This window comes from Pseudomonas sp. DCB_BI, assembly GCF_026240995.1.
GTDB lineage: Bacteria > Pseudomonadota > Gammaproteobacteria > Pseudomonadales > Pseudomonadaceae > Aquipseudomonas.
In genome coordinates this window covers 87,262-106,333 of the sequence record NZ_JAPFCG010000008.1, presented here as the reverse complement: position 1 = coordinate 106,333, position 19,072 = coordinate 87,262, and the positions used below count along the sequence as shown (strand labels likewise).

18 protein-coding genes and 1 tRNA gene are annotated in these 19,072 nt (G+C 62.4%); 10 read left to right on the top strand and 9 right to left on the bottom strand.

Annotated elements, in window-relative coordinates; genetic code table 11:
- The first annotated feature begins 31 nt into the window (after nt 1–31).
- Nucleotides 32–511, top strand: a complete 480-nt coding sequence (locus OO258_RS10835; RefSeq protein ID WP_266030484.1) for a DUF1289 domain-containing protein — start codon at nt 32–34, stop codon at nt 509–511.
- 39 nt (nt 512–550) lie between these two features.
- Here OO258_RS10835 and queD read toward each other — a convergent pair whose 3' ends face one another.
- Complete coding sequence (gene queD / locus OO258_RS10830) at nt 551–907, bottom strand: 6-carboxytetrahydropterin synthase QueD (RefSeq protein WP_003250327.1); 357 nt, start codon at nt 905–907, stop codon at nt 551–553.
- 308 nt (nt 908–1,215) lie between these two features.
- On the opposite strand from queD, the gene OO258_RS10825 reads away from it, so the two are divergent.
- Both OO258_RS10825 and OO258_RS10820 read left to right on the top strand, forming a co-directional pair.
- A complete protein-coding gene (locus OO258_RS10825; protein ID WP_266030334.1) occupies nt 1,216–1,947 on the top strand; it encodes a zeta toxin family protein in 732 nt (243 codons plus the stop codon).
- The gene (locus tag OO258_RS10820; RefSeq protein ID WP_110745021.1) at nt 1,944–2,141 is read left to right on the top strand and encodes a hypothetical protein; all 198 of its coding nucleotides are present in this window, start codon (nt 1,944–1,946) and stop codon (nt 2,139–2,141) included. The genes OO258_RS10825 and OO258_RS10820 overlap by 4 nt, the downstream gene beginning before the upstream one ends.
- A gap of 139 nt (nt 2,142–2,280) precedes the next feature.
- On the opposite strand, the gene OO258_RS10815 is transcribed toward OO258_RS10820, so the two are convergent.
- Entirely contained in the window at nt 2,281–3,360 is a 1,080-nt protein-coding gene (locus OO258_RS10815; RefSeq protein WP_266030333.1) for a patatin-like phospholipase family protein, read from the bottom strand.
- Between the two features lie 180 nt (nt 3,361–3,540).
- Between OO258_RS10815 and OO258_RS10810 the strand changes: the two genes are divergently transcribed.
- The 5 genes from OO258_RS10810 to OO258_RS10790 all read left to right on the top strand — a co-directional run bounded on the left by OO258_RS10810 (nt 3,541) and on the right by OO258_RS10790 (nt 7,528).
- A complete protein-coding gene (locus OO258_RS10810; RefSeq protein ID WP_110745023.1) occupies nt 3,541–3,849 on the top strand; it encodes a PepSY domain-containing protein in 309 nt (102 codons plus the stop codon).
- Nucleotides 3,849–4,163, top strand: a complete 315-nt coding sequence (locus tag OO258_RS10805) for a PepSY domain-containing protein (RefSeq protein ID WP_110745024.1) — start codon at nt 3,849–3,851, stop codon at nt 4,161–4,163. Before OO258_RS10810 ends, OO258_RS10805 begins: the two co-directional genes overlap by 1 nt.
- Nucleotides 4,164–4,832, top strand: a complete 669-nt coding sequence (locus OO258_RS10800; RefSeq protein WP_266030331.1) for a response regulator transcription factor — start codon at nt 4,164–4,166, stop codon at nt 4,830–4,832.
- On the top strand, nt 4,829–6,148 hold the full coding sequence (locus OO258_RS10795) for a sensor histidine kinase (protein WP_266030329.1): 1,320 nt from the start codon (nt 4,829–4,831) through the stop codon (nt 6,146–6,148). Before OO258_RS10800 ends, OO258_RS10795 begins: the two co-directional genes overlap by 4 nt.
- A 225-nt stretch (nt 6,149–6,373) precedes the next feature.
- The gene (locus OO258_RS10790) at nt 6,374–7,528 is read left to right on the top strand and encodes an HPP family protein (protein ID WP_266030328.1); all 1,155 of its coding nucleotides are present in this window, start codon (nt 6,374–6,376) and stop codon (nt 7,526–7,528) included.
- On the opposite strand, the gene OO258_RS10785 is transcribed toward OO258_RS10790, so the two are convergent.
- The gene (locus tag OO258_RS10785) at nt 7,502–8,368 is read right to left on the bottom strand and encodes a LysR family transcriptional regulator (RefSeq protein ID WP_266030327.1); all 867 of its coding nucleotides are present in this window, start codon (nt 8,366–8,368) and stop codon (nt 7,502–7,504) included. The genes OO258_RS10790 and OO258_RS10785 overlap by 27 nt on opposite strands.
- A gap of 179 nt (nt 8,369–8,547) precedes the next feature.
- Here OO258_RS10785 and OO258_RS10780 point away from each other — a divergent pair, with 179 nt between their 5' ends.
- Nucleotides 8,548–10,437: a propionyl-CoA synthetase gene (locus OO258_RS10780; protein WP_266030326.1), complete on the top strand. Its 1,890-nt coding sequence runs from the start codon at nt 8,548–8,550 to the stop codon at nt 10,435–10,437.
- 88 nt (nt 10,438–10,525) lie between these two features.
- Here the strand turns inward: OO258_RS10780 and OO258_RS10775 are convergent, their stop codons facing one another.
- From OO258_RS10775 to OO258_RS10765, 3 genes are all read right to left on the bottom strand, one after another.
- On the bottom strand, nt 10,526–11,752 hold the full coding sequence (locus tag OO258_RS10775) for a hypothetical protein (protein WP_266030325.1): 1,227 nt from the start codon (nt 11,750–11,752) through the stop codon (nt 10,526–10,528).
- A gap of 103 nt (nt 11,753–11,855) precedes the next feature.
- Nucleotides 11,856–12,929: a cell division protein ZapE gene (gene zapE / locus OO258_RS10770; protein WP_266030324.1), complete on the bottom strand. Its 1,074-nt coding sequence runs from the start codon at nt 12,927–12,929 to the stop codon at nt 11,856–11,858.
- 132 nt (nt 12,930–13,061) lie between these two features.
- Entirely contained in the window at nt 13,062–13,304 is a 243-nt protein-coding gene (locus tag OO258_RS10765) for a hypothetical protein (RefSeq protein ID WP_110745032.1), read from the bottom strand.
- Nucleotides 13,305–13,570: 266 nt separating this feature from the next.
- On the opposite strand from OO258_RS10765, the gene OO258_RS10760 reads away from it, so the two are divergent.
- Nucleotides 13,571–13,645, top strand: a tRNA-Gln gene (locus OO258_RS10760).
- Between the two features lie 185 nt (nt 13,646–13,830).
- On the opposite strand, the gene OO258_RS10755 is transcribed toward OO258_RS10760, so the two are convergent.
- From OO258_RS10755 to OO258_RS10745, 3 genes are read right to left on the bottom strand one after another with little or no spacing between them, the layout of a single operon-like run.
- Complete coding sequence (locus OO258_RS10755) at nt 13,831–16,227, bottom strand: response regulator (RefSeq protein ID WP_266030323.1); 2,397 nt, start codon at nt 16,225–16,227, stop codon at nt 13,831–13,833.
- 13 nt (nt 16,228–16,240) lie between these two features.
- On the bottom strand, nt 16,241–16,702 hold the full coding sequence (locus tag OO258_RS10750) for a response regulator (RefSeq protein ID WP_266030322.1): 462 nt from the start codon (nt 16,700–16,702) through the stop codon (nt 16,241–16,243).
- Nucleotides 16,703–16,708: 6 nt separating this feature from the next.
- Nucleotides 16,709–18,967: an ATP-binding protein gene (locus OO258_RS10745; protein WP_266030321.1), complete on the bottom strand. Its 2,259-nt coding sequence runs from the start codon at nt 18,965–18,967 to the stop codon at nt 16,709–16,711.
- Nucleotides 18,968–19,072: the final 105 nt, after the last annotated feature.

The window sequence follows — 19,072 nt, the reverse complement described above, 5'->3', positions numbered from 1 at the left end:
TCCTTGTGCCACCGCCAAGCCGTTGTTTTTCATGTCCAACAAGTCCATCAAAACCCCTTGCGTCGGCCTGTGCTCCACGGTGTACGGAGACACGGTGTGCCGTGGCTGCAAGCGTTTTCACCACGAAGTGATCAATTGGAACGGCTACGACGACGCGCAAAAGCGCGCAGTGTGGCTGCGCCTTGAGCAGTTGCTGGTACAGGTGATGATGGCCAAGCTTGAGGTGTTCGACAAAGGCCTGCTGCGCCAGCAGCTGGAGCAGCGCTCGATCCGCTTTGTCGAGCAGCAGTCCGAGTATTGCTGGGCCTACCAGCTGATCGCCCGCGGGGCGCGGATGATCCGTGATCTGGAGGCCTACGGCATGGCGCTGCTGCCGGAATTTCGCGGTTGGGACCTGCCGCAACTGCGCGATGCCATCGACCGCGAGTTCTTCTTGCTGTCCGAGGCGCACTACCAGCGCTACATCGCCCCCAGCTTCCTGCGCGATGCCATGGGCAGCGCGCAGGGCTGACACAGGCGTTGGACAGGCCTTGAAGCCAACGCCACCAGGTCAGTCGCCGGTATATTCACAACCGCTGGTGCAGGTTTCATGAATACGCACCTTTGACAGCTCCGGCATCAGCGGCTTGACCTGATCCCAGATCCACTTGGCGATCACTTCGCTGGTGGGGTTTTCCAGGCCGGGGATGTCGTTCAGGTAGTTGTGGTCCAGCTGATCATAGATAGGCTTGAAGATCGCCTTGACCTCGGCGAAGTCGCGGATCCAGCCGGTGTGCGGGTCGAGCGGGCCGGTCAGGTGCAGGCCGACCTTGAACGAGTGGCCATGCAAACGGCCGCATTTGTGCCCTTCAGGGACGTGAGGCAGGCGGTGGGCCGATTCGAATGTGAATTCCTTGAAGATTTCCACTGGTGGACCTGTATAAGCTGGTGGGATAAGGGGTTGGGCAGAAACTGCTATCTCAGTGGGCTGCTCAATGTACTGATTGGTCGTCGCTGGCGCCGGGCAATCGAATTGCGCGTATCTTAACCTGTTTTGGGAATGTGGCCTTACGGAATCCGCGATGGGCGGTGTGCCGGCCTATCCTCGTCAAGTGCAGCAACCTGTCGAGGCGCAGGAAGTGGTCGAGGTGTTCTGCAGGTGGTGTGGGTGTCTCCTATATGGACGGTCAGCCCTTGCACGTTGGTACATTTTCCGATCGTCAAAAGGACTGAGAAATGACCCAAGAAGAACAGGAAGTTTCTGACCGTGCTCTGCAGTTCGCAAAAGAGAATCGCACGCGCATCGCTCGTGAACTGACTTGCCTCGAAACCTATCCGGCGGATGAATACCCGGTGTCAGTTTTTATGGCAGGATCTCCTGGCGCTGGGAAAACCGAGGTTTCAAGAGCTTTCATCGGGCACATGCAGTCCGCAGGATCTCGTGCGCTACGTATCGATCCTGACGATTTCAGGGGGTATTTTCCCGACTACAACGGAAAGAATTCCAGCCTTTTCCAGCGCGGGGTAACCACGTTTGTCGAGAGAACCCTGGATCAGGTGTACAAGCAGCGGCAGTCCTTTCTGTTGGATGGCACCCTCGCCAACCTTGATGTGGGAAGAAGAAACATCGCTCGCGCGCTTGAAAAAGTGAACAGGTCCGCCCAGGTTATCTACGTGTACCAGCGACCTGAGCTTGCTTGGGAGTTTGTTCTGGCGAGAGAGAAGAAGGACGGAAGGCACATCCCGTGCTCGGAATTTGTAAGACAGTTTTACGCGGCCAAGGTGTCGGTATGTGCGCTGAAACGTGAATTTGATGGCAGGCTGCAGGTAGATGTGATCATCAAGGATAACGATGGAAGCAACAGTGACATCGGTATCGACCTTTCAGCTAGCGAAATTGACGCATTTGTCAACCAGCCCTATGATCACCTTGAGCTTCAGCGTGTTTTGAACGGAGAATCCCAATGAAAGGCGAAAAGGTAGCAGGCGTGTCGACCAAGCCCTATGAGGCATCGACTATGTCTGAGTTTTTCCGCCACGGGTCCGTGGAGGAGAGGCGATCTGTGTATCGCATGGCTGCAATGGCTGCCATCGACGAGCAGAAGGATGTGATTCGCTCAGCAAAGTCTGAGGAATTCAGTATCGCCAAATGCAAAATGTGAGCGATCACTCCACTTGGTAGCCCAAAGCCCAGCCTCCCGCTGGGCTTTTTGCATCTGCGCCGACCACGCGATCTGGCCTGCAGTCGGTACAGAGGTACTGCAAGCTTTCCAATTAACGGTAGGCCATGTGACATGGCCGCTACAAGGCTTGCAGGCGTTCATGCAGCCGCCCGGTGGCGATCAGTTCGAGCAGTTCGTCCCCCAGCCGCTGGCTTTCGGCAATGGCCTTGTACCAATAGCGCTTGCGCGCTGGCGCATCGCCCATGAAGCGCTTGAAGTCGTTGCGGTCGGGCAGCTTGCCGTAGGGCAGGGCGGCCAGGTACTGCGGCGAGGGGGTCATCAGCAGCACGTTCTGCAGGCGGGTGGCATTGCCCTTGCGCCAGGGCAGCGCCTTGTCGAACCAGCCGGGCACCACCTTGTCGGTGAAGTGCGGGTACAGCACCAGGTCGTCGCCGCGATAGGGAAGGTCGAGGTGGTAGTCGAGCAGGCCGCCGTCGCGGTAGGTGCCAGCACCTGCGCCGGGGATGTCCTTTACCCCTTCCATGACCATGGGAATCGAACCCGAGGCGAGCAGGGCGTGGCGCAGGTTGGCCAGGTCCAGCGGCAGGCAGCGCGAAGGAAAGTCGGTGAGGGCGTCGAGCGGTGGTGCGCTGCGACCGTCGTGCAGGATGATGCGCTCGAAGTGGCGGGCCAGGCGGGAGCGGCCTAACAAGTTGCTGGCCACCACCGAACCCAGGCCAAGGCCCAGCCGACCGCGATGGTCGTGGGCAAGTTGGCCGTGGCTCTTCACCACCAGAATGTTGAGGCGGTAATGCGGGTTGGCCAGCAGCTGGTTGTCGCGGCCTTGCAGCAGGTCATCGAGCATGCGTTGGCAACTGCGGCTGATTTCGGCCGGGGTCACGCCCTTGGCGAAGTCTTGTTCGGTATACAACTCGCCCAGCCGGCGAATCCCGGCGACTGGGTCGTCAAGGCAAGCACTGGCGAAGCGCCAGGCGCCGATCGAGGCGCCGATCAGGGCGCGTTGGCGCGGTGCCGTCGGCAGGAATTCACCAAACAGGGCGAGGTCCAGGCCCTGAATACCCAGTGGTTTCGGTCCGCCCGCAGCGCCCGGCAATACCCCCACATCCGCCGCCTGCAGGCCACGCTGGCGGACCTGCCGCAGCGCACGCTCGCCGGCCTTGAAGGTGAGGGCGGGGTATTTGATGTGGATGGCGCTCATGAGGGACCTCTTGGCTGACGAGCTGGTCATTGTAAAGGGTTTGACGGGCACATCGCCGGCAAGCCCGCTGCCACGTTGACCTGCGCTATCATGCCGCCAGCTGTTTTCAGGTTGAATTAAGGACTGCTGGTTAATCTTAACCCCGTAGACAACTTGCACAGTTCTCAGGAGAGAAGAACGATGAAAACCTTGACTGCCCTGTTCACCGCCGCCGCCCTTGCCCTGGGTGCCAATGCCGCCTTCGCCAAGGACGTGCAGCCCGACGAAGTGGTCAAACTGGTGAATGCCAAGACCATCATGTCGCTGGATGGCCTCAAGGCCGCTGCCGTGGCCAAGCACCCAGGCGCCACCGTGACCGATTCCGAGCTGGAAGACGAGTATGGCCGTTACATCTACAAGGTCGAGCTGCGCGATACGCAGAACGTCGAATGGGACGTGGCCCTGGACGCCAAGACCGGTGAAGTGCTGAAGGACGAGCGGGACAACTGATGATCCACTTACCGCGGCCGGCGCGTTACCTCGCGCTGGCGCTGCTGGCAGTGTGCTCGCTCGCCGCTGCCCGCGACCTCGACCAGGACGAAGCCCTGAAGCTGCGGCAGAAGGGCGTCATCCTGCCACTCGAACAGTTGCTGGAAACCGCCCTGGGGCGTTACCCCGGGGCGCGTTTGCTGGAAGCCGAGCTGGAAGAGGACGACGACCGCTACGAATATGAAGTCGAGTTGCTGACGACTGAAGGTGTGGTGCGCGAAATCAAACTCGACGCCAGCACCGGCGCCCTGCTCAAAGACGAGGAAGACGACTGAATGCGCCTGTTGCTTGTCGAGGACAACGTACCGCTGGCCGATGAACTGATCGCCGGCCTGCAACGCCAAGGCTACGCGGTGGACTGGCTGGCCGACGGCCGTGACGCGGTTTACCAGGGCCAGAGCGAGCCTTATGACCTGATCATCCTCGACCTCGGCTTGCCGGGCTTGCCGGGCCTGGACGTACTGGCCCAGTGGCGCGCCGCCGGCCTGGCCACGCCGGTGCTGATCCTGACTGCGCGCGGCTCATGGGCTGAGCGTATCGAAGGGCTCAAGGCCGGGGCGGACGATTACCTTAGCAAGCCCTTCCACCCTGAAGAGCTGCAACTGCGCATACAGGCCTTGTTGCGCCGTGCCCGTGGCCTGGCCAATCAGCCAAGGCTGGAGGCGGCCGGCCTGCACCTGGACGAGGGCCGCCAATGCGTAAGCCGCGACGGTGTGGACATCCAGTTGACAGCCGCCGAGTTCCGCTTGTTGCGCTACTTCATGCTGCACCCGCAGCAGATCCTGTCCAAGAGCCACCTCGCCGAACACCTCTACGACGGCGAAACCGAGCGTGATTCCAACGTGCTGGAAGTACACGTCAACCACTTGCGCCGCAAGCTGGGCCGCAGTGTTATCGAAACCCGCCGTGGGCAAGGCTACATCTACGCGGGGAGCGGCGCGTGAAGTCGATCCAGGCGCGCCTGAGCCTGGGCCTGGTGGCGGTACTGGTGGTGGTTGGCGTGGTGCTGGCGCAACTGACCTTGTGGCTGTTCGAAGCCGGCCTGCAACGTTACCTGGAAAACGGCCTGCGCAAGGAAAGCGAGAACCTGCTGGTGGCACTGGTGCGCGGTCCGTCCGGCCTGCAACTGGACGAGCGGCGTATCTCGGCGGCTTATCAGCGGCCGTTTTCCGGTTACTACTTCCGCATCGATTTCGACAAAGGCACCTGGCGTTCACGTTCGCTGTGGGACCTGGATATGCCCAAACCCGCGGCACCGGGCCTTTCCGACAGCCATGAACTCGGCCCGGAAGGGCAGCAACTTCTGGCGTTGCGCGCTGACTACCGGCGCCTGGGCCAGGACATCTCGATCAGCGTGGCGCAGGACTATTCGCCGGTCCGTGAAGGGTTCCGGCGCCTGCAGCAGATCGGCCTGGGCATGGGCCTGGTCGCGCTGGTACTGGTGCTGGTGCTGCAGCGCATTACCGTGACCCGCTCGCTGCGGCCCCTTGAGCGGGCACGCCAGCAGATCGCCCAGTTGCAACAAGGCCAGCGTTCGCAGCTGGATGCCGAAGTGCCCAGCGAGCTGGCGCCGCTGGTGGGGCAGATCAACCATTTGCTCAGCCACACGGAAGATAGCCTGCGCCGTTCGCGAAATGCCCTGGGCAACCTTGGCCACGCGCTGAAGACGCCGCTGGCGGTGCTGTTGAGCCTGGCGTCGAGCGACCGGCTCAAGGATTTGCCGCAGGTGCGTGAGCAGATGCGTGAGCAGCTGGAGCAGATTCAGCAACGCCTGGCCCGCGAGTTGAACCGTGCCCGCCTGGCGGGAGATGCGTTGCCAGGGGCGCAGTTCGATTGTGATGCGGAGTTGCCCGGGCTGCTCGGGACCTTGGGCATGATCCATGGCGAGGGCCTGCTGCTGGCCAGTGATGTGCCGCCGGGGCTGTTGTTGCCCTGGGATCGGGAGGACGTTCTGGAGCTGCTGGGCAACGTGCTGGACAACGCCTGCAAGTGGGCTGACAGCGAGGTGCGCCTGGGGCTTGCGGCGGATGCCGGTGGGTACCGGCTGTGGGTCGATGATGATGGACCGGGTATCCCCGAGGGGCAGCGGCAGCAGGTGCTGGAGCGAGGGTCGCGGCTGGATGAGCAGGTTGACGGGCATGGCCTGGGGCTGGGTATCGTGCGCGATATCGTCGAGGCCTGGGGTGGGCAGTTGGCGCTGCAGGAAGGCCCCCTTGGCGGGTTGCGGGTAAGCATCGACCTGCCGCGCAAGGTTCGATAAAACCCGGGTCGCCCTATCAGCACTGCAAAAAAATTGCAGTACAGGCGCATTTTTTTGAATTGGCCCAATCCTGACCCACCCGGCAAAATCCCCCCATGAAACCCTGCGGTTTCCATCTCTCCACGGACGGAGCCCCTTGTGATATTGCATGCGCAATATCAGGCCCAGGCCGGCTCGGCTGGGCTTCCTTTTTAACCAGAAAAACGACAGATCCCGAATCCCCGAATGTCTGCCTCGCGTTCCGAAAAACGTCTGCAGCGGCTGTTGCCGGCGCCCCTTAATACCGCCCCAAAAGAATGGCTGCGTGCTGGCATCGGCGCGCTGCTTGGTCTGTTTCTCGCAGGCTGGTTGACCAGCATGGCCTATGGGCCCGGCATTGCCCTGCACCTGCTCGGCCCGTTGGCGGCCTCGGCGGTGCTGGTGTTTGCCGTGCACTCCGGCCCGCTGGCGCAACCCTGGCCAGTACTGGGCAGCTACGCCCTTGCCGGTGCGGTCGGCCTTGCCATGCGCCAGGGTTTTGGCCCCGAGCTGTGGGTGGCCGCCGCCGCCCTGGGCATCTCGCTGCTGGTAATGTGCCTGCTGCGCTGCCTGCACCCGCCAGGTGGCGGGGTGGCGGTGAGTGCGGTGCTGGCCGACTCGGGCCTGACCGCCATGGGTGACCACCTGCTGGAACCGGTATTGCTCAATGCCCTGGTCCTGGTGGTGGTGGCCATGGTCTACAACCGCCTGACCGGCGTGCGCTACCCGAAAGGCACAGTGCCGCGCAAAGACCTGCACCACACCCATGACCCGCTGCCCAGTGAACGGGTAGGCGTCAGCAGTGAAGACCTGGACCAGGCACTGGAAGAACTGGGCGAGTTTGTCGACGTCACCCGTGACGAGTTGGAGCGCATCATCCTGGCTACCGAACAGCACGCCTTGCAGCGCAGCCTGGGCGGTATCACCGCTGCATCGGTGATGTCCCGCGATGTGCAATTCGCCAGCCCCGACACCACCCTGGAGCAGGCCTGGAAAATGCTCGCCAGCCATCACCTGAAAACCCTGCCGGTCCTGCAGGAGGGCAAGCTGGTGGGCATCGTAAGCCTCAGCGATCTGGTTGGCCCGGCCATGCAACGTGCCCGTTTCAGCTGGCGCGGGCTGTTCGGTCGCAAGGCGGTGCGCATGGAGCAGGTCATGAGCCGGCGAGTGGTCAGCGTCAGCAGCCAGCACCCGCTGGAGCGCCTGCTGCCGTTGTTGTGCGAGCAAGGCCTGCATTGCCTGCCGGTGCTTGATGCCGGCAAGCTGGTGGGGGTGGTCACCCAGACCGACCTGGTGGCCGGCCTCAAGCGCCAGTTGCTCAGCAAGGCTGAGGATTCAGGCAACCGGGTCCCAGCGTTGTGACCAGTCGCTGGCGCCGGCAGCTACCAGCCGGCGCAGGATGGCGAAGGCTTGTTGCAGGGCTTCGCTGTCGCGTTTGCGTGGGTACACCAGAAAGGTCGGGTAGGTGAACTCCGGTGCCTGCGGTACCCGCTCGAGCACACCGCTGTCCAGATAGGCCTGCACCACCCGCGTGCGGAAGTAGCCACTGCCACCTTGGTCGAGAATGAACTGCAGGGCCAGCGGGCCGAGGTTGAAGCTCAGTGCCGGGCGCGCGCATTCGGGCAGGGCCGCGTCGTGCTGGCGGCGGAAGGCCTCGCCCCAGTCGATGTAGATGTAGGGTTCGGGCCGGCCGACCCGGCGCACGCGGATCAGCTTTTCTTCCATCAGTTGCTCGACTTGCAAGCCAGGGCCATAGGTCGGCTGGTAGACCAGCGCGGCGTCCAGCAGACCCATTTCGACCTTGCGCAGCAGTGACTCGCCGTCGCTGACCTCGCTGCGGATGGCATGGCTGGGCAACTCGCGGTGCAGGGCACTTACCCAGTCGAGCATCATCGGGTTGCCCAGGCTCACCTCACCGCCTACATGCAGCACCTGCTGGCAACCTTCAGGCAACGGGAGGTCGCGGCGCGCGGCTTCCCAGGTTTGCACCAACTGGTTGGCATAACTGACGAACGCTTCGCCATCGCTGGTCAGGCTGGCGCCATTGCGGCTACGCACGAATAACTGGCAGCCCAGTTGCTGCTCCAGGCGCTGCACGCGTGCGGTGATCGCGGTTTGTGACACGAACAGGCGTTCGGCTGCGGCGACCAGGCTGCCGCAGCGCACAATTTCCAGGAAGGTCCGGGCCTGATCGATGTCCATGGGCTGCTCGGTGTGTGAAGGGGTGGCTATTCTAGAGGCTTTGCACCGTTCTGGGGCGTTTTTGCCTTGTCTGCAAATTTGCAGGTCGGTTGTGACTTTAGTCCCCTGGCGGGGTGGGTGTAGCGGTCCATACTCAGTGTTCGCCCTTCAATAACAACAAGTACCGGGTTTCTTTCACTATGAGCTACCAGCACAGCTACGCCCATTCCATTTCCGACCCTGCCGCTTTTTGGGCGGAACAGGCCGCACACCTGGCCTGGCACCGCAAGCCTGCCCTGACCCTGCAAGACAACGCCGACGGTACCCACCGCTGGTTCGCTGATGGCCGCCTCAACAGCTGTTACCTGGCCCTGGATCACCAGATAGAACAGGGGCGGGGCGAGCAGCTGGCGCTGATCTACGATTCGCCCGTGACCGGCGTTCAGCAGGCCTACACCTATAACCAGTTACGCGACGAGGTGGCACGTCTGGCCGGTTTGCTGCGCCAGCTGGGGGTGAACAAGGGCGATGGGGTGATCATCTACATGCCCATGGTGCCGCAGGCGGCCATGGCGATGCTGGCCTGCGCGCGGATTGGCGCCGTGCATTCGGTGGTGTTCGGTGGCTTTGCTGCCAACGAGTTGGCCTTGCGCATCGATGACGCCCGGCCCGCCTTGTTGCTGACGGCTTCGTGCGGCCTGGAGTTCGATCGGGTCATAGCCTATAAGCCGCTGGTTGACCGCGCCCTGCAACTGGCCCGGCACCAGCCGCGCAATGTGCTGGTACTGCAGCGGCCGCAGGCGCATGCCGAACTGCTGCCGGGCCGCGACCTGGACTGGCAGGCGGCCTTGGCCGGCGCAGAACCGGTGGCGCCAGTCGAACTCGATGCCGGCGACCCGCTGTACATCATGTACACATCGGGCACCACCGGCAAACCCAAGGGTATCGTCCGGGAAAACGGCGGCAATGCCGTGGCGCTGTGTTATGCCATGCGCCATATCTATGGCATGCAGGCTGGCGATGTGTGGTGGGGCATATCCGACGTCGGTTGGGTGGTCGGCCATTCACTGATCGTCTACGGGCCGTTGATGAGCGGCTGCACCACCGTCTTCTACGAAGGCAAGCCGATCCGTACCCCGGACGCTTCGGCCTACTGGCGGGTGGTGGAGCAGTACCAGGTCAACGCGCTGTTCTGTGCACCGACGGCCATGCGCGCCATCCGCAAGGAAGACCCGGAGGGCGAACTGATTCGCAAACATGACCTCCGCTCGCTGCGTCAACTATTCCTGGCGGGGGAAAAGCTCGATTCCAGCACCCATGAATGGCTGGAGCGGGTAAGTGGCAAACCGGTGCACGACCACTGGTGGCAGACCGAGACCGGCTGGCCGGTCACCGCGCCGTGCGTCGGGTTGGAGGGCAGCGCCGCGAAGCCAGGGTCGAGCAACCGGGCGGTGCCTGGCTACAACGTTCGCGTGCTGGATGACGAAGGCCACTTGCTCGGGCCTAACCATCAGGGGGCGATCGTGATTGCCCTGCCATTGCCACCTGGTTGCAGTCAGACGCTGTGGGGTGATCACGAACGCTACCTGCAGGCCTACCTGCACACGTATCCGGGTTACTACCACACGGGCGATGGCGGCTATCTGGATGACGAAGGCTTTGTCTACATCATGGGTCGCACCGATGATGTGATCAACGTGTCCGGGCATCGGCTTTCCACGGGTGAGATGGAGGACTTGGTGGCGCGCCATCCGGCGGTGGCCGAGTGCGCGGTGATCGGCGTGCACGACGAGATCAAGGGCCAGGTGCCATTGGCGCTGGTGGTGCTCAAGGACGGCGAGGGCATTGCCGAAGCTCAGCTGCTGGTGGACCTGGTAGGCCGTGTGCGTGATGAGATCGGCCCACTGGCCTGTTTCAACCAGGTGCGGTTGGTGAAACGCTTGCCCAAGACCCGCTCTGGCAAGATTCTGCGGGCGGTGCTGCGCAAGATTGCCGATGGGCAGGATTATGTGCCGCCTTCGACCCTGGATGACCCGGCAGTGCTGGGCGAGATCGAAGCGGTGCTGGCGGATTTGCCCAGGGCGGGGTAATCAACGCCAGCATTGACTGAGTATCGGTAGCCCCGCTCGCATGGTGCTGGAGCGCGACGGGGCCACCCGTCTATCAAGACGCCAAGTGTTACAAGGGGTGGCGGGCAATGAACTCCTTGCCCCTCAGCTCTATGATTTCCTGGTCGTCGTAAGTCAAGGTGAGCAGGGTATAGGGCTCGGGATATTCGGGCGTGATCAACCAGCCTTGGTCACCGAATGCGGTATCCACATGGCCATTTTCGTCCAGGCGAACGATGGCGATTGGCATCTGATCTTCGATTGGGGACACCGCGCGGCAGCCCACCAGGACGCCGCTGCCATGCGGCGTGAGCGCGAATGCGATTGTCCGCTCGAATTCAGGTCGTTTGAAAATGATGGCCTGGCCATCGTTGAAGCGATTGTCCACGGTGCCGTCCAGTTTCAGGCAGTGTACAAAGCCACTTTGGTTGGTGCCGGTGCCAGCGTTGCCTGTCAGATAAAGGCGGTCGTGGGCTTGAGTGGTAGCGTGTACGGCAATATAAGCGAGATCTGGATGGCCGGGCAGGCGTTTGACAATCCAGACGCCTTGCTCGGCAAAGCCCGATAACACGGCGCCGTTCTTGTCGCATGCTCCAACCCATGCCTGCGTTTCATCACCGCCCACGCGGTGGTCGCCGCAATAATGGAAGCCAGCATGTTCAGTACCGCGGTAACGGGCGTTTACGGCAAGTGTCTGTAGCGCGCGGCCTTGCCAACGGAAGTGCCTGCGCATACCTACTTCATTGAAGGAGGTATCCAGATTGCCTTGCATATCGAACTGTGCGAGCCCGGAGTTGACCATCTGGCGGAGTTTGCCATCCGGGAATTGCGGCACGCTGCCCGCATAACCCTCAGCACCATCAAGCCTTGGCTGGGCTGCCTCTGAGGTGTCGTCCGGCTCGACTGGATAAGGATGTATTTTATATCCCTGGTGGCCGAAATCGATATCCATGGCGCCTGACGCCTTGTTCAGGCGGAAAATGGCAAAGTTATCGGAGCTCCGAAGCGCTACACCGCAAAGGAGGTGTTCGCCGTCGACAACGAAGCAGAAGTAGTCGCCCCATTCCCCTGGCATAGGGATGCGTACGGTGCCGTTGTCGCCAAATGCCTCGACTGCCCTGCCATCGGGCGTAAGCTTGGTAACTACCGTTGTGGGTTCACCCTGACTGTCCCGCGAGGCCCAGCAACTGTAGAAAAAACCCTCTACCAGATACGGCGGGCGATAGACGATTTCGTTTCGGATGTCATCAGGCAGTTGAAGATCAATACGGGTCCATGCTTCTTGTCTCGAGATCATGATAAAGGCCCTTCGTGAGTGAGCCTCCATTACAGGGCTTAGTCGCTGGACTGTCTGCTGGCAAAACTGACAGTTGCCTATTCAACAACGCTCATGATTCGCATCAGCCCGGACCGAGCGGGTGCAGCTGCCCCAAGCGGCTGCGGGTACGCATCAGGTCGGCCAGTGGGCCGCCCAGGCTCTCTTCCAGCGGATGTTTACCTATGACAACCACCCGCCGGTCCTGGTCATACAGCACGTCTACCAGGTTGACGAAGCGCTGCTGAGCCGCCAGCGAACACGCGGACAGATCGTCCAGCCCGTCGATGATCCACTCGTCATACTCCCTGGCCAGCACCAGGTAGTCGATGACCGCGGTGGCTTTTTCGCACAGGTCGTCAAAGCCAAGCATCACCCGCCGGCCATCAATGGCCAGCGCCCGCAGCGGGCGGTTGTTCACCTCCAGTATCACCGGTTGTTCGTCCGGCACGTTCAGCGCCCGGCGCTGCGCTGCATCGCCCGGCCAGACATATTGGCCCTGGGTAAAACGCTGATGCTCGCGGTTGGCCGGCAAACTGCGAAAATCGGTGTCGCCACCAACTTCAAGCACTTGCATCGAGCTGTTGATCAGGCGAATGACCGGCAGAAAACGCTCGTGGTACAGCGGGTTGGGCAACAACCCTTCGGGCGCGTAGTTCGAGGTCACCAGCAGGTATACGCCACGGCTGAACAAGGCCTTGAACAGCCGGGTGAGCAGCATGGCATCGCCGATGTCATGCACGTGGAATTCGTCGAAGCACAGCACCCGGCAATCGCCCACCAGCTCGTCCAGCGTTGCGCCCAGCGCGTCGTCCAGCGCCCGATGGCGGTGCATCCCCTGGTGCAGGCGGGCGAAAAAGTCATGAAAATGCAGGCGCAGCTTGGCGGCTATCGGCACGGCCTGGAAAAACCCATCGAGCAGCCAGCTTTTACCGCGACCAACCGAGCCGAACAGGTACAGGCTGCGGGGTTGGCCTTGTTCAAGCTGCGCCAGTTGTTCGGCCATGCAGTGGATCACCCGCCGCTGGCCGTCACTCAGCTGATAACCGCGGCTGTGCGCTTTGTCCTCGAACCAGCCGAGCAGTTCGCTCTGTTGATTGGCGGTGCCGCGCAGGCGTTGGCCAAGCTGGCGCAGCGGGGTAGGGATCCAGGCAGGCAAAAGCAAAGCTCCTTGGGCGATGGCGGGGCAGCATGCAGCTTGCCCCAGGGCGGCCATTTTGACTAATAGAGAAAGTGCCCGGCAATCATCACTTCTTGCGATAGGTCTGGCAGCCTGTCGTGCCTGTCTGGGCTATGCCTTGCGCTCCAGCTGGTTCTCGATCATGTATTTCACCGCCAGACGACGCTCCTTCAGGTGGCGCAGGTCCTCGTCAACGAAGTTGCCGGCCGAGATCGACTCGGCGGCCAGCACCTGGTTGTCGATGTCCACGTATTCGTCCAGCAGGCGGTCCAGGGTCTTGTCCTGCTGACGGCGCTGCTGGACGATTTCGCGGGGGTAGTGCAGGTCTTGGTAGAGGTCGTGTGAGACAGGCATAGGGTCCTCCTTGGTCAATGCAGTACGCTCATCTGATTGGAAGGAAATAAACCGATTGTGTTGAAGCGAAGCGGAAGGAAAGCGACGGATGGTCGTGCCGTGAGCGGCCAAATGACTAAGCCGCTGTTTTTTGGCAATTTTTTTCATCAGGGGGGTTCACAGACCGGATCTTTGTTGTTAAAGTGCCGCGCATTCCAAGACAACAAGCAAATAAGCGGTTGTCAGAAAGTTGGAATTGTCAGAGCAGCAAAAGCTGCATCCGATACAGGGGCGTCGCCAAGCGGTAAGGCAGCAGGTTTTGATCCTGCCATGCGTTGGTTCGAATCCAGCCGCCCCTGCCATTTTCCAGTTTCAAACGTCTATGCCCGGTGCCTGATTTGACAGGTTCTGGGTTTTTTCGTTTCTGCAGGTTCAATTGCGACGTTGACCCGCCAGTGCCAATGCTCCCAATAGCAACGTGCATACGTTGAGGGCGAGGCCGCCTCCCAAGGAAGCGCAACCTCCAGTGGGAAAAGCGGCCTGCTGATTAGCCGATCAAGCCAGCAACGCCCAGCATCTCGTTCAGCGCCCGTGCCAATTCATCGGCCTGCACCGGCTTCTGCATCACCACGCTGCCCGGCAATTCCAGCCCCTGCAATTCCGCATACCCGGTCAGAAACACAACAGGCAAGCGCGGGTAGCGCTCGCGGGCTGCCAGCGCGAGTTGCGCCCCATTGAATTCTGGCATGGCGAAATCGGTAAGCAGCAGGTCGATCTCGTCATCCAGCAGCGCCAACGCCTGCTCGCCGCTGTGCGCCTGGCGTACCTGATATCCATATTGGCGCAACACATCGCCGAGCATGTCGCGCACCAGGTGGTCGTCGTCTACCAGCAGCACGGTGCGGTCATGGCCACTTTCGCAGATCGGTTGGCTGGGCTGCGCCGCTGCAGGTTCACTGGCCATCTCACCCTTCACCGCCGGCAGGTACACCGCCACCTCGGTGCCGCGGCCTGGCGCGGTGTCGATACGCACGCCCCCGCCGGACTGCTTGGCAAAACCAAACACTTGCGCCAGGCCCAGGCCGGAGCCTTTGCCGATATCCTTGGTGGTGAAGAACGGCTCGAATACCTTGGCCAGCACCTCTTCGCTCATGCCGCTGCCGGTGTCGCGGATACTGAGCATCACGTACTCACCGGGTTCCGGGTCTTCCGGGCGCTGCGGGCGGGTGTCGATGCAGGTGTTGTGGGTGGCCAGTGTCAGCTGACCACCATCCGGCATCGCATCGCGGGCGTTGATCGCCAGGTTGAGGATGATCATTTCGGTCTGGGTCGGGTCGGTCAGCGCCTGCCACAGGCGCGGGTCCAGGTCCAGTCGCACCGAGACGTTGCCACCCAAGGTCCGGCGCAACAGCTCCTCGAGGCCGGTCAGCGTGCGGTTGAGGTTGAGTGGCACCGGCTCCAGGCGTTGGCGGCGTGAGAAGGCCAGGAGTTGCGACGTCAGCTTGGCACCGCGCTCGCCCGCTTCGCGGATATGCGTGAGACGTGTGCGCGCCTTGTCCAGGTCGGCCTTGGCCAGGTCGCGCTCGAGAAAGCTGGCGCCAGTGAGGATCACCGTCAGCAGGTTGTTGAAGTCGTGCGCCACGCCGGCGGTCAGCTGGCCGACGGCTTCCAGCCGTTGCATCTGCTGCAGTGCCGCTTCGATGCGTTCGCGCTCGTCGATCTGCTCGCGCAGGCGGGCGTTGGCCTCGGCCAGGCCCAGGGCCGCTTCGCGCTCGCTGGTGATATCCCGCGCCACCACATACAGCAGGGTGTCTTCCGGTACCACTACCCATGACAGCCAACGCTGCTGGCCACCGGCATGCAGGATGCGGCCGACGAAGCGCGCGCTGGTGCGGCCATGGGCAAGGGCGGCAAGTTCGGTGAGGAGGAGTTCCTGGTCAGGCTCGGGCAGCAGGTGCAGCAGTGACGACTGGCTAAGGCGCTCGCGGGAAAAGCCCACGCTGGCTTCCCAGGCGGGGTTCAGCGCGACCGGGGTCAGGTCCTTGTTCAGGACGGCCAACAGGTCCTGCGACAGTTCCCAGGCGCGGTCGCGTTCACGTGTGCGGCGCTCTACGCGCTCGCCGAGCATTTCGTTCAGCTGGCGCAACGCCTGAGTGGCCTGGCGTTGGGTATGGATGTCCTGCAGCACGCCGGAAAAGCGGACGCACTGGCCGTTGACGAACTGGCTCTGGCCACTGCTGAGCAACCAGCGCGGTTCCAGGCCGTTGGGTTGCGCGATACGGAACTCGACCCGGTACTGGCCGCCACTTTCGGGGCGCATGGCGTATTCCACCGCATCGCGCACCATGGGCAGGTCAGCGGGGTAGATGCCATCGAGGAACACCTCAAGGCTCATTTCGGTGCTGGTGGGCAGGCCGAACAGGGTCTTGCAGCGGTCATCCCACAGCAGCAGGCCTTCTTGCGGGCGCAGGTCCCAGGTGCCCATGCCGGCAGCGTCGATGGCAATGCGTGCACGTGCCTCGACATCGGCCAGGGCTTCTTCGGCGCGGCGTCGGCGTTGGCGCTCCTGCACCTCGGTCAGCGCCCGGCGCACGGCCTTGGGCAGCAACGGCAGGTTCTTTTTCAGCACATAGTCGGTGGCGCCGAGGCGGATCATTTCCACCGCGTGCTCTTCGCCGTAGATGCCCGAGAGGAAGATGAAGGGTGTATCCGGGGCCAAACGTTGGGCGATGGCCAGCACTTCAGTGCCGGACGACCCCGGCAACACGCAGTCGCACAGGATCAGGTCGTAGCGCGCCTCGCGCAGGGCATGTTCAACGCCCGTGTGGTCGAATTCCAGCTGGGGCTGAACATGCAGCCCGCTGCGCTCCAGGCGCATCAGGGTCAGCTCGGCGTCCATCGAGCTGTCTTCGACCATCAGTAGTTTCAACGGCGTTTGCTGCATCGTTGCGGTGGCCTCAGTTGCTACCGCGACGGTTCAGCCGCAGCGAGCCGGGTGGCGGTTCGTTCAAAACGGCCCAGAATACCCCGAGGTCGGAAATGGCAGCGACGAATTCCTTGAACTCGACCGGCTTGACCACATAGGCATTGACGCCCAGTTCGTAGGCGCGCAGCAGGTCGGGTTCTTCGCGCGAAGAGGTCAGCATCACCGTGGGGATGCTGCGCAATTCGGGGGTGGCGCGCACTTCCCTGAGCACTTCCAGGCCGTCGACCTTGGGCAGCTTGAGGTCCAGCAGTAGAACGGCAGGGTTGCCGTCGTCGCGCGTGGCATAGGCATTGCGGCGCAGTAGGTAGTCCAGTGCTTCGGCGCCGTCACGCAGCACGATGACCTCGTTGGCCAACTGGCTGCGCTCTAGCGCCAGGAGCGTCAGCTCCAGGTCCCGTGGGTTGTCTTCGACCAGCAGGATGGGTTTGAGCATGGTTATTCAGGTGCCTCGGGTAGTTGCGGGTTGGCGCGGTAGGGAAAAGTGGAAACTGGCGCCTTGGTCGATCTGGCCTTCGGCCCAGACACGGCCGTCATGGCGCTCGATGATGCGGCGCACGCTTGCCAGGCCAATCCCTGTGCCTTCGAACTCTTCCATGCGGTGCAAGCGCTGGAACACGCCGAACAGCTTGTTGGCATAGGCCATGTCGAAGCCCACGCCGTTGTCGCGGATACAGATCTCGGTTTCGTCCGGGTGTTGCTCTGCGCTGACCGAAATACGCGCAGGCTCACGGCCCCGGGTGTACTTGATGGCATTGGCAATCAGGTTGTGCAAGGCCAGGTTGATGAATGCCGGGTCGCCGATCACCTTCGGTAGCGGGGCGATGTCCCAGACGATTTCGCGGCCCTCGTAGTCCGGCGCCAGTTCGTTGCGGATGGCTTCGACCAGGGCATTCAGGTCAACATCGGACATGCGCAAGGCAGAGCGGCCCATTTGCGAGAAATTGAGCAGGTTGTCGACCAGGCTGCCGGCAAAGTTGGCCGCTTCGCCGATGTGCTGCAGAAAGCGCTTGCCGCGCTCGCTCAGGCCCTGGCCCTCTATTTCACCGAGCAGCTCGGTATAACCCGCGATGTGCCGCAGGGGCGCCCGCAGGTCGTGGGAAACACTGTACGAAAAGGCCTCCAGCTCCCTGTTCGAGCGGCGCAGTTCACCGGCGAGCTGCGCCAGCTCCTCGGCCTTGCGCAGGACGATGCCGAGTACGGCAGTGCGCAGTTCCTGGACACCTTCGATGACCAGTGGGTGCCAAGGTTCGCAGTATCCTTGCAGCTGTTCCTGCCAGCGTTCGAAGCTGTGCCGCGGGCCAAGGCTGCCCTGCGGCCCCACGTGCTTGCTCGGCTGGCCCGCCCAGTTCACCGTGCGCACCTGCTCGGGGCGGAACCACAACAGGTAGTGCGAATGGATCTGCGAGATGGCCACCGCCAGCACGCCACCGGCATGGTCTGCCAGTTCTGGCAACTCATCGATGTCGCGACGCAGGTTGTCACTGTGGAAAACCGCCCCTTCGCAGCGCTGGCTCAGCCAGTGCACCAGGGCGGTGACCTGGGCGGCAGGCGGGGTCTGGCCGATCAGGTCGCAGCGCTCTGCCGAAATCACGGCGGCGCCTTGGGCGCCGGCAAACGCCAGCAGCACCTCGGGCAGGTTAAGCAGGCCCTCGCTGACGCTGTCATGGTCGGCCATGGAAGAGATCATGCGCACGATGTGCTGGCGCAGCTCCAGCAGTTTCTGTGTGCTGGCATGCGACTCACGGGACTCGATCTGCAATGACAGTACGCTGGCCAGTAATTCGCAGGCGGTTCGCGTGCGCAGGTCTACCGTGCGCGGTTCATGATGGTGGCAGGAGACCAGCCCCCACAGCTCACCGTCGACCACGATGGACAGTGACATCGACGCCAGGGTACCCATGTTGCGCATGTACTGGAGGTGGACTGGCGAAACGCTGCGCAGCACGGTAAAGCTCATGTCCAGCGGCTTGCCGGTACGCGGGTTGGCCGTCGGCATGAGGGGTGAGGGCTGGTAGTTGGCATCCTCGATCACCCGGATACGGTTGACTCGGTACAGTTCGCGCGCCTGGCGCGGGATGTCCGAGGCCGGGAAGCACAGGCCCAGGTAGCTGGGGTAGCCGGGGTCGGCCACTTCGGCCAACACCTGGCCGTTGCCTTCGCTGTCGAAGCGGTAAGCCTTGACGCGGCCGAAGCCGGTGATGCGCTTGAGCTGCACCACCGCTTGCTGCAGCAAATCCTCGACACTGCCAGCCAGGTGCAAGGTGCTGACGAAACTGCGCACCAACGGGTAGTAATCACCTTGGCCGGTCAGGTCGGCTGGCAGGCGCGGCGATTCGAATTCGGTAATCAGCACCTGGTCGTGACGATGGGCCAGCACGTGCAGGGGGGCGCTGTGGGGTGCGCCCTGGCGCAAGCGTACGTCACCGATGTGGAATGGGAAGACTTCGTCCTCGGGTAGCCGTCTCAGGTGCAGGCGCAGGTCGAAGGCATCGCTGACCAGCTCGGCGAAGTGGCACCCGATCAGTTCCCTGGCGGGTATGCCCAGCCACCGTTCGGCATTTTCACTGGCCTGAAGGATGCGCAAGTCGGCTTCGTCGACGACCAGCAGGAAGCCTTGGGGTTGGACGCTGCCGGGTACCTGGATGGGTTCCTGTGCGCAACGCTCTACGGCTTGGGCGAGCGTGCTGTCTGCAGTCATCAATTGAGCGCTCCTGTCTTGTTCGTCCATGCTTGCCGTACGAGTTTGAGGCAGGATGATGGAGCTATACCCTATCAGAATATCTGCTCGTTCGCCGGCCTTTGG

Coding starts and splice junctions, on each gene's coding strand:
- OO258_RS10835 (WP_266030484.1), top strand. CDS start 32: ATGTCCAACAAGTCCATCAAAACCCCTTGCGTCGGCCTGTGCTCCACG.
- OO258_RS10825 (WP_266030334.1), top strand. CDS start 1,216: ATGACCCAAGAAGAACAGGAAGTTTCTGACCGTGCTCTGCAGTTCGCA.
- OO258_RS10820 (WP_110745021.1), top strand. CDS start 1,944: ATGAAAGGCGAAAAGGTAGCAGGCGTGTCGACCAAGCCCTATGAGGCA.
- OO258_RS10815 (WP_266030333.1), bottom strand. CDS start 3,360: ATGAGCGCCATCCACATCAAATACCCCGCCCTCACCTTCAAGGCCGGC.
- OO258_RS10810 (WP_110745023.1), top strand. CDS start 3,541: ATGAAAACCTTGACTGCCCTGTTCACCGCCGCCGCCCTTGCCCTGGGT.
- OO258_RS10805 (WP_110745024.1), top strand. CDS start 3,849: ATGATCCACTTACCGCGGCCGGCGCGTTACCTCGCGCTGGCGCTGCTG.
- OO258_RS10800 (WP_266030331.1), top strand. CDS start 4,164: ATGCGCCTGTTGCTTGTCGAGGACAACGTACCGCTGGCCGATGAACTG.
- OO258_RS10790 (WP_266030328.1), top strand. CDS start 6,374: ATGTCTGCCTCGCGTTCCGAAAAACGTCTGCAGCGGCTGTTGCCGGCG.
- OO258_RS10785 (WP_266030327.1), bottom strand. CDS start 8,368: ATGGACATCGATCAGGCCCGGACCTTCCTGGAAATTGTGCGCTGCGGC.
- OO258_RS10780 (WP_266030326.1), top strand. CDS start 8,548: ATGAGCTACCAGCACAGCTACGCCCATTCCATTTCCGACCCTGCCGCT.
- OO258_RS10775 (WP_266030325.1), bottom strand. CDS start 11,752: ATGATCTCGAGACAAGAAGCATGGACCCGTATTGATCTTCAACTGCCT.
- OO258_RS10765 (WP_110745032.1), bottom strand. CDS start 13,304: ATGCCTGTCTCACACGACCTCTACCAAGACCTGCACTACCCCCGCGAA.
- OO258_RS10755 (WP_266030323.1), bottom strand. CDS start 16,227: ATGCAGCAAACGCCGTTGAAACTACTGATGGTCGAAGACAGCTCGATG.
- OO258_RS10750 (WP_266030322.1), bottom strand. CDS start 16,702: ATGCTCAAACCCATCCTGCTGGTCGAAGACAACCCACGGGACCTGGAG.
- OO258_RS10745 (WP_266030321.1), bottom strand. CDS start 18,967: ATGACTGCAGACAGCACGCTCGCCCAAGCCGTAGAGCGTTGCGCACAG.